2 pseudogenes are annotated in these 1,043 nt (G+C 68.6%); both read right to left on the reverse strand.

The features are described 5' to 3' along the window. Positions 1–193: pseudogene (locus tag ENZ75_RS32780) on the reverse strand (hypothetical protein); the annotation flags it as partial. Then, positions 190–1,043, reverse strand: a pseudogene (locus ENZ75_RS32785) (serine/threonine protein phosphatase); the annotation flags it as partial. The pseudogenes ENZ75_RS32785 and ENZ75_RS32780, both read right to left, overlap by 4 nt.

Here is a 1,043-nt window from a genome sequence, read left to right on the forward strand (position 1 = left end):
GCACAGCAACCGCGCTCGCGGCGGCGATCGACAAAGCGATGGCCGCGGGCAAGGTCTCGAAGGCACCGCGCGCCGACGCGGCTAGAGGCGCAAGGACATTTGCGGTCAGCACGATTGCGGCCGGCCACGCGGCCTGTCGCATCAGCATGCCGGCGAAGCGGTCGGTGCGGTCCTGATAGGTATTGCCTGTCATGACGCCGCCCGCCCAGTGGCCTCTGCAAGGTGGACCGGCCGGCCGGCGGCCGCGAGCATCTCGCGGGCGAGCGTCGGCGTCCCGGCCCTGCCGGTCGCCACCAGCCATTCGGCGACGACGCCGGCGCTGCGCTGGAAGCCGAGCGCGCAGCACACCAGGACGGTGCCGTCGCGGCGTGCATTCTCCAGCGCGCCGGCTGCCTGTTGCCGTATCGCCAGTGGCGGCGGCAACAGGTCGATCATCGGAAAGCTGATCCAGCGGCAATCGGTTGTCGCCGGCTTTTCGAGTTCGGCGGCGAGGTCGATGACCGTGCCGAAGCTGTTGGCCTCGCTTGCCGTGGGAAAGCGCCCGAGAAAGACACCTTCGGCAATCGCCACCTGGGGGGCAAGATTGCGCGTCCAGGCCCATATGTTTGCCCTGGCGCCGAGGCGATAAGGCAAGAGCAGGACACGGCTTGCAAGCGTCATGCTGCCATCGGCGGATTTCTGGAACACTTTTTCGCCTGCCCCTGCATAGGCGAGGGTGACGATGGCCAGCGCCAGCGCCGGCCAAAGCAGGAAGAGCGCGACGGCGCAAACGTAGGCACCGAGCGCGGCACCGGCCAGCGCGAGGACGGCGCCCATAGCGTAGAACCGCGCCAGCCGCCGCGCTTTCGCATCGTTGGTCAGCCGGAAGCCTGCAAACGGCAATGCGCCGCTGCGCGGAAACAGCCACAGCGCAAAGAACCCGAGCAGCGCGCCGGTCGGGATGTCGATGAAGTGATGCTGCCAGGTCGTCAGCACCGAGGCGCCGATCAGAAAGCACCAGCCGTGCCAGAGCGGCAGGAGCAACCCGCCGAGCCGGTGGCGCC

Origin of the sequence: Mesorhizobium sp. M7A.F.Ca.CA.002.04.1.1 (assembly GCF_004022805.1) — a bacterium.
Classification (GTDB): Bacteria; Pseudomonadota; Alphaproteobacteria; order Rhizobiales; family Rhizobiaceae; genus Mesorhizobium; species Mesorhizobium ciceri.